Here is a 6,193-nt window from a genome sequence, read left to right as displayed (position 1 = left end):
ATTATTACACTGAAAGGTGTGTTACATGTTAAGTTGATTGAACCGCCGTGTACCGAACGGTACGCACGGTGGTGTGAGAGGTCGAAAATTCCTCATCAAGAGGAATTTTCTCCTACTCGATTGCTATTATAGACATGGAGGTGGCAATATGGCTGGTAAATACACGATGCGAAGCAAAGAAGAAAAGTTAGCTATTGTAAAGAGGAATTTAGCAGGAGAAACTTCAAGGTCGCTCGAAAGAGAAACAGGATGCAGTCATCGGTTAATACAAGAGTGGACCAGAAAGTATCTAGCAGAAGGTGAAGCCGGGCTGGAAGTTAAGAAGAAACCCGGGAATCCTTTATCTCGATATGAGCGCCGGAAGGAACTGACCTACGAGGAGCAGTTGCAATACCAGATCGAACTGCTGAAGCGAGAGCTGGTTAAGAAAGAGGCGGAGGTGCTTCGTTAAAAAAAACGGAACGAACGAAAAGGGGGCGATGCCCGAAAAAGATGATCCGAGAGATGTATGCCGAGATTCAAAAGCAGACAGACAAACATTCTGTCAGCGAACTTTGTGAAATCTACGGTGTTTCTCGCAGCGGCTACTACAAGTGGCTGAAGCGAGCAGGACAGTTAAACCGGTATGAGAAAACACATAAAATACTGGATAGTTATGTCCTGGACATCCATTCCCACCACCCAATGATGGGATACCGCCAGATCAGGGATAAGCTGTACCTTGAATTCGGTTGGATCGTCAGTAATCCTACTGTTTGGAAGTCAATGAAGCGACTGAGAATCCACGGATACACCAGGCGCAGGAAAGCTACGGCCACAGGAGCCAACTTAGAACACATCCGCTATGCCAACGTACTGAACAGAAAATTCAAAACAGAGAAGCCTATGCAGAAGATTGTGACGGATGTTACTTACATCAAACATAACGGCAAGTGGTATTATCTTGCAGGCTATTTGGATCTGTTCAACAACGAGATTCTGGAATGGGAACTCAGCGATACTTTTGACAATTTCCTCGTTATGAAGCCGGCAGAGCGCCTTCTGAAAAGAAAAATGAGCACCGAACACCAAGTCCTTTTGCACAGCGACCAAGGTGTCCAGTACTCATCCGCAGGTTATTGTAACCTGCTTAAAGAATACAATGTAATTCAAAGTATGTCGAGGGCCGGAAACCCTCGCGACAACGCAGTTATGGAAAGCTTTTGGGGGGCGATTCAAGGACACGCTGCGCAAACACTTCCGTTACTTGGAATGTGATGATCTGAGATCTACCATTGAGCAGGCAATCTACTATTTCAACAATGAACGACCCGTCCGCAAACTAAAAGGAAAACCACCTGTCCCGTATAGAACAGAACTGGTGGCATAAGAAATTTTGTGTCTACTAACTATTGACTACTTCAGCTGCATTTGACTTTGAGAATGGAAGTGGAACCTATACCTATCAGGGAAAGATTGCAGGATCTTTTGTAAGTGCGGACACTTATCTTGTCATTCCGGAAGGTGTATATCGTTCCATGAATCCGAGAGGAACAGCCTATGGCTATCTGTGGGTGGAATGTGATAAAAAAGATGTTGCATCTGTAGAACAAAGTCTGAATACTTTGATTTCTAATACTTCGCATATAAAAATGGATACTTATCATGCGCAGTTACAATCTGCCGAATTTGCAAGCAGCATGATGAAGCTTGGCTGTTATCTGTTTATGGCTATTGTAGGACTCATCGGGTTTATGAATATGGCGAATACCATGATCATGAATATTACGACAAAAAAGCAGGAATATGGTATATTACAGGCTGTGGGTATGACAAATAAACAATTAAATTTATGTCTGCAGTTACAGGGACTGATTTTTACGGTTGGTACCATATGCGTAGCTTTGATCATTGGTCTGCCGCTCGGCTATGCACTTTTTTCCTATGCAAAACATAATGGAATATTTGGAATGAATATCTATCATGTTCCAATCGTACCAATTTTTATTATGATTTTTTTGGTCGGTCTGTTGCAGATTGTACTTTCCTGCGTTTTAAGCAGTAATCTGAAAAAGGAAACGCTGGTAGAAAGAATAAGGTATCAGGGATAGCAAGTAATATGTAATGAACTAGGTCTTAACGAAGAGGAGAAATAGATAACTTCTAGTTTGTAACGAAGGTATTTGCGATGAAAGGAATTAAGATTGAGTTATTGGGGATTGCAATAATACCTTTAGGAATTGCTGTGACAACAAATAATTTTTGGGGATATGTCCTAGGTGTTCTTGGATTTGGCGTCGCTGTAATTGACTGTTTTCTAAAAGATAATCACTGATAACTTCTTGTTTGAAAAATTGAGAAAACGTAATATTGAACAAAAAAGAAATGCACAGTTCTTAGCTTATCGTGAACTGTGCATTTGTGTAAATAAATACTTTTAATTAGCCGATTACGGCATCCTCTGCTGTAAAATGTTCCAGAGAATTTTCTTTTACCTGAATGCAGATATAAGTAATTCCAGAAATATCGGATGCAAAAAACTGACGCTTTGCAGTAGGTGCGATTTTTAGCCAGTCTCCAGTTGAAAGGCTAATTTCTTCTCCATCAATTATGGCTTTGCCGTTACCTGAAAGAATTCCATAGATTTCTTCATTTTCTTTATGAGAATGAACAAATGGGACATTTGCTCCTGCAGGTAGTTCGTTTAAACTGATTTCTGCACCTGTTAAAGACAACTTTTCATGCAGCTCAATTCGGTTTTCTTTTCCAATAGTTGTTTTTGTGTAATTTGCCATAATAACCTCCATAGTTAATTTGTAGTTTCTGGTTGCTTGGTATTAGTATAGTGTGAGACACATACAAAAACAAGTACGCACCTTTTTGTAACTGTACACTCAAAAATGAATGTGTTACAATAGACTCGGAGGTGAGAATTATGCGAGCAAAAGAAGAATTACCGGAATGCCCAGTTGCAACAGCAGTATCTCTTATCGGAGGAAAATGGAAACTGCTGATTTTGCGTAACTTGAAAGAGCGTCCATGGAGATTTAATGAGCTACAACGAAGTATAGATGGTATTTCACAAAAGGTTTTGACAGATAGTTTAAGACAAATGATGAGTGATGGGCTGGCATATCGCCACGATTACCATGAGCAGCCACCGAGAGTTGAATACGGCTTAACGGAACTCGGAACAAAAATGCTTCCAATTGTTAATTCACTTGCTGACTTTGGTAACTACTATAAATCAATTATTGAACAAAATTAAGGACGTTAGTATTTGAAAAGCTTGAACAATTCCAGTCTGGAGAATTGAGAAAAACGGAATTTACCTATTAAGACATATAAGCTCTTGACAATAAATCTCCTATATAGTATGTTTTTTATAAACTACTATATAGGAGATTTTGTATGAAAACAAATGGCGGATTTCTTGTCACAAAAATAAAACAACTTGGTGACCGGATTTTTGAGAAGATTCTCAGTGAAAAGAATATTGATGCGTTTAATGGAGCCCAGGGGCGTATTCTTTATGTGCTGTGGCAGAAGGATGGTATTTCAATCAGGTCACTCTCGACTAAATGCGGATTAGCGATAACATCTCTTACTACGATGTTGGAAAGAATGGAAAATCAAGGGCTGATAAGCCGTGTTCAGTCTGAAACGGACAAAAGGAAAACGCTCTTGTTTCTGACTGAGAAAGCACATGCCTTAAAGGGCGAGTACGATTCTGTATCTGATGAGATGGGCAGTATTTACTACAAAGGTTTTTCAGAGGAAGAAATTACCCGGTTTGAGGAATGCCTCGACCGCATCAGAAAGAATCTTGAGGAGTGGCAGAAGTCATGAGTATTTGTATCAAAGATCAGATTCAGAACATGAATATCGTCATCGGCTGCACAGTGGGATGTATATATTGCTATGCCCGCAACAACGTGAAACGCTGGCATATGATTGATGACTTCGCTGACCCTGAATTCTTTCCGGGTAAGCTCAAGATGATGGAAAAGAAACGTCCGCAGAACTTTCTTCTTACCGGGATGAGCGATCTCTCCGGATGGAAGCCGGAATGGAGAGACGAGGTATTTGCAAAGATCCGTGAAAATCCACAACATCAGTTCCTGTTCCTTACCAAGCGACCTGATTTACTGGATTTTGATACCGATCTGGAAAACGCATGGTTTGGCGTTACGGTGACGAGGAAAGCCGAACTGTGGCGTATCGACGCCCTTCGGAAAAACATCAGAGCAAAGCATTACCATGTTACCTTTGAACCGTTATTCGATGATCCCGGTACAGTTGACCTTTCCGGAATCAACTGGATCGTTGTCGGCACTATGACCGGGGCTCAGAGCAGGAAGATTCATACGGAGCCGGAATGGGCATGGTCTCTGACGGATCAGGCACACGCACTCGGCATTCCGGTGTTTATGAAGGAAGACCTTGTCCCTATCATAGGGGATGAAAATATGATTCAGGAAATGCCGGAAGAATTTAATAAAGTGTTAGAGGTACAGAAATCATGGAAGAAGTAATAAATGGAATCCTCATTCGTGAGGTGGAAACAAAGAACATCATGACCAAGTCCAGTCTGCCGGTAGGCGGTTACTCGGTCAATCCCTATGTGGGCTGTACACATGCCTGCAAGTATTGCTATGCTTCTTTTATGAAGCGCTTTACCGGGCACAAGGAGGAATGGGGCACTTTCCTTGATGTGAAGCATTGGCCGGAAATTAAAAATCCGAAGAAATATGCCGGACAGCGGGTGGTCATCGGTTCTGTGACAGATGGCTACAATCCACAGGAGGAGCAATTCGGGAATACCAGAAAACTTCTGGAGCAGCTGATCGGCAGTGACGCAGATATTCTGATCTGCACAAAGTCGGATCTTGTGGTACGGGATATTGATCTGCTGAAGAAGCTTGGACGTGTAACCGTTTCATGGTCGATCAACACACTAGATGAAAATTTCAAGAACGATATGGATTCTGCTTCGAGCATTGAGCACCGTATCGCTGCTATGAAGCAGGTATATGAGGCAGGTATCCGTACAGTCTGTTTCGTATCCCCGGTATTCCCCGGTATCACGGATTTTGAAGCAATCTTTGAGCGGGTAAAGAATCAGTGCGATCTGTTCTGGCTCGAAAATCTCAATCTTCGAGGCGGTTTCAAAAAGACAATTATGGATTATATCGCCGGAAAATATCCTGATCTTGTACCACTTTACGACGAGATCTATAACAAGCATAACCGCAGCTACTTTGAAGCACTTGAAGTAAAAGCTGAGAAAATGGCTAAGAAGTATGATTGTGCCTTTGTGGATAATGAAATGCCTTATGGCAGAGTCCCGCAGGGGCATCCGGTGATCGTAGATTATTTCTATCATGAGGAAACCCGTGGGACAGAGAATACCGGAAAAAGAAATCGCTAACTTCAAGTTTGCCAACTTGCCCTTTGAGAGAGGAGAAATCCCTTTCTCAAAGGGCTTTTTCTATTTATACGGATATTCGCAAACTACAAGATAAAGCCAAAACTTCATATACTCTAAGCACAAGGAGGTTGAGGTTTGGCTATGAATAACAGTTTAGCAGAAGTACACCCGGAGCTTGTTTCGGAGTGGTCGGAGAAGAACATGCCATTGAAGCCTGATGAAGTAAATGCAAAGTCGAGAAAACAAGATCTTGATTGCCAGCAACTGGTATCCGGCATCACTGGTGAAGAAAAAATTTCTGATGCTGACCTATTCACATATCGAGTATGTCTTGCACTGTATGAGTGGTAACACCACAAAGGTGAAGAACATCAAGAAATATTTATTAGCAGCTCTGTTTAATGCACCGTCAACGATGAACGGGTATTATCAGGCAGAGGTGAACCATGATATGCCAGGACTGGTAAGATAGGAGGTGCACATGTTTATTTTAAAACTTGCTGGGAAGATCTTATTACTGCCGGTATGGTTGATCCTTTTTGTGATCGGCCTGGCAGTAAAAATGACAGTACAGACTTATGCGGTTGTCAGAGGGATCCTTGGATTTATATTCACTTTATTGATTATAGCGACTGCATACTGTTATCATGACTGGGTACAGGTTGCATTTCTATTTTCGCTGAGTGTAATTCTGTATCTGATCCTGTTTGCAGGAGTGTTTGTAGATACTGTACTGGACATGACAAGAGAACGTATTATTGATTTTATTATATCGTGAGGAGA

Annotated in this window: 10 protein-coding genes and 2 pseudogenes; 11 read left to right on the top strand and 1 reads right to left on the bottom strand. The window is 41.6% G+C overall.

Annotated elements, in window-relative coordinates; all coding sequences use genetic code 11:
* The first annotated feature begins 148 nt into the window (after positions 1-148).
* The 5 genes and pseudogenes from NBH03_RS14800 (at position 149) to NBH03_RS14785 (ending at position 2,314) form a co-directional block, all read left to right on the top strand.
* On the top strand, positions 149-451 hold the full coding sequence (locus tag NBH03_RS14800) for a helix-turn-helix domain-containing protein (RefSeq protein ID WP_250800019.1): 303 nt from the start codon (positions 149-151) through the stop codon (positions 449-451).
* Positions 452-492: 41 nt separating this feature from the next.
* On the top strand, positions 493-1,257 hold the full coding sequence (locus tag NBH03_RS14795; RefSeq protein WP_250800018.1) for an IS3 family transposase: 765 nt from the start codon (positions 493-495) through the stop codon (positions 1,255-1,257).
* Positions 1,247-1,369 carry an IS3 family transposase gene (locus tag NBH03_RS16235; protein WP_442872340.1) on the top strand — a complete coding sequence of 41 codons (123 nt, stop codon included), beginning with the start codon at positions 1,247-1,249 and terminating at the stop codon, positions 1,367-1,369. Before NBH03_RS14795 ends, NBH03_RS16235 begins: the two co-directional genes overlap by 11 nt.
* A 31-nt stretch (positions 1,370-1,400) precedes the next feature.
* Positions 1,401-2,090, top strand: a pseudogene (locus tag NBH03_RS14790) (ABC transporter permease); the annotation flags it as partial.
* Between the two features lie 77 nt (positions 2,091-2,167).
* On the top strand, positions 2,168-2,314 hold the full coding sequence (locus NBH03_RS14785; RefSeq protein WP_215689801.1) for a hypothetical protein: 147 nt from the start codon (positions 2,168-2,170) through the stop codon (positions 2,312-2,314).
* 106 nt (positions 2,315-2,420) lie between these two features.
* On the opposite strand, the gene NBH03_RS14780 is transcribed toward NBH03_RS14785, so the two are convergent.
* Positions 2,421-2,774 (bottom strand): cupin domain-containing protein, encoded by a 354-nt coding sequence (locus NBH03_RS14780; RefSeq protein ID WP_020993869.1) that lies wholly within the window; start codon positions 2,772-2,774, stop codon positions 2,421-2,423.
* Positions 2,775-2,914: 140 nt separating this feature from the next.
* Between NBH03_RS14780 and NBH03_RS14775 the strand changes: the two genes are divergently transcribed.
* The 6 genes and pseudogenes from NBH03_RS14775 (at position 2,915) to NBH03_RS14750 (ending at position 6,188) form a co-directional block, all read left to right on the top strand.
* Positions 2,915-3,247, top strand: a complete 333-nt coding sequence (locus NBH03_RS14775; RefSeq protein ID WP_008373705.1) for a winged helix-turn-helix transcriptional regulator — start codon at positions 2,915-2,917, stop codon at positions 3,245-3,247.
* A 143-nt stretch (positions 3,248-3,390) separates the two neighbouring features.
* The gene (locus tag NBH03_RS14770; protein WP_250800017.1) at positions 3,391-3,828 is read left to right on the top strand and encodes a radical SAM mobile pair system MarR family transcriptional regulator; all 438 of its coding nucleotides are present in this window, start codon (positions 3,391-3,393) and stop codon (positions 3,826-3,828) included.
* Positions 3,825-4,514: a radical SAM mobile pair protein A gene (locus NBH03_RS14765; RefSeq protein WP_250800016.1), complete on the top strand. Its 690-nt coding sequence runs from the start codon at positions 3,825-3,827 to the stop codon at positions 4,512-4,514. The genes NBH03_RS14770 and NBH03_RS14765 overlap by 4 nt, the downstream gene beginning before the upstream one ends.
* Complete coding sequence (locus tag NBH03_RS14760) at positions 4,502-5,410, top strand: radical SAM mobile pair protein B (protein WP_250800015.1); 909 nt, start codon at positions 4,502-4,504, stop codon at positions 5,408-5,410. The genes NBH03_RS14765 and NBH03_RS14760 overlap by 13 nt, the downstream gene beginning before the upstream one ends.
* 235 nt (positions 5,411-5,645) lie before the next feature.
* Positions 5,646-5,882: pseudogene (locus NBH03_RS14755) on the top strand (DUF6017 domain-containing protein); the annotation flags it as partial.
* A 9-nt stretch (positions 5,883-5,891) separates the two neighbouring features.
* Positions 5,892-6,188 carry a hypothetical protein gene (locus NBH03_RS14750; RefSeq protein WP_005334864.1) on the top strand — a complete coding sequence of 99 codons (297 nt, stop codon included), beginning with the start codon at positions 5,892-5,894 and terminating at the stop codon, positions 6,186-6,188.
* Positions 6,189-6,193: the final 5 nt, after the last annotated feature.

The sequence above is a fragment of the Coprococcus intestinalis genome (assembly GCF_023656595.1).
Classification (GTDB): Bacteria; Bacillota; Clostridia; order Lachnospirales; family Lachnospiraceae; genus Coprococcus_A; species Coprococcus_A intestinihominis.
The sequence above is the reverse complement of the archived record's forward strand: the minus strand, read 5'-3'. Positions and strand labels throughout refer to the sequence as shown.

Coding starts and splice junctions, on each gene's coding strand:
- NBH03_RS14765 (WP_250800016.1), top strand. CDS start 3,825: ATGAGTATTTGTATCAAAGATCAGATTCAGAACATGAATATCGTCATC.
- NBH03_RS14770 (WP_250800017.1), top strand. CDS start 3,391: ATGAAAACAAATGGCGGATTTCTTGTCACAAAAATAAAACAACTTGGT.
- NBH03_RS14775 (WP_008373705.1), top strand. CDS start 2,915: ATGCGAGCAAAAGAAGAATTACCGGAATGCCCAGTTGCAACAGCAGTA.
- NBH03_RS14750 (WP_005334864.1), top strand. CDS start 5,892: ATGTTTATTTTAAAACTTGCTGGGAAGATCTTATTACTGCCGGTATGG.
- NBH03_RS14795 (WP_250800018.1), top strand. CDS start 493: ATGATCCGAGAGATGTATGCCGAGATTCAAAAGCAGACAGACAAACAT.
- NBH03_RS14785 (WP_215689801.1), top strand. CDS start 2,168: ATGAAAGGAATTAAGATTGAGTTATTGGGGATTGCAATAATACCTTTA.
- NBH03_RS14800 (WP_250800019.1), top strand. CDS start 149: ATGGCTGGTAAATACACGATGCGAAGCAAAGAAGAAAAGTTAGCTATT.
- NBH03_RS14760 (WP_250800015.1), top strand. CDS start 4,502: ATGGAAGAAGTAATAAATGGAATCCTCATTCGTGAGGTGGAAACAAAG.
- NBH03_RS14780 (WP_020993869.1), bottom strand. CDS start 2,774: ATGGCAAATTACACAAAAACAACTATTGGAAAAGAAAACCGAATTGAG.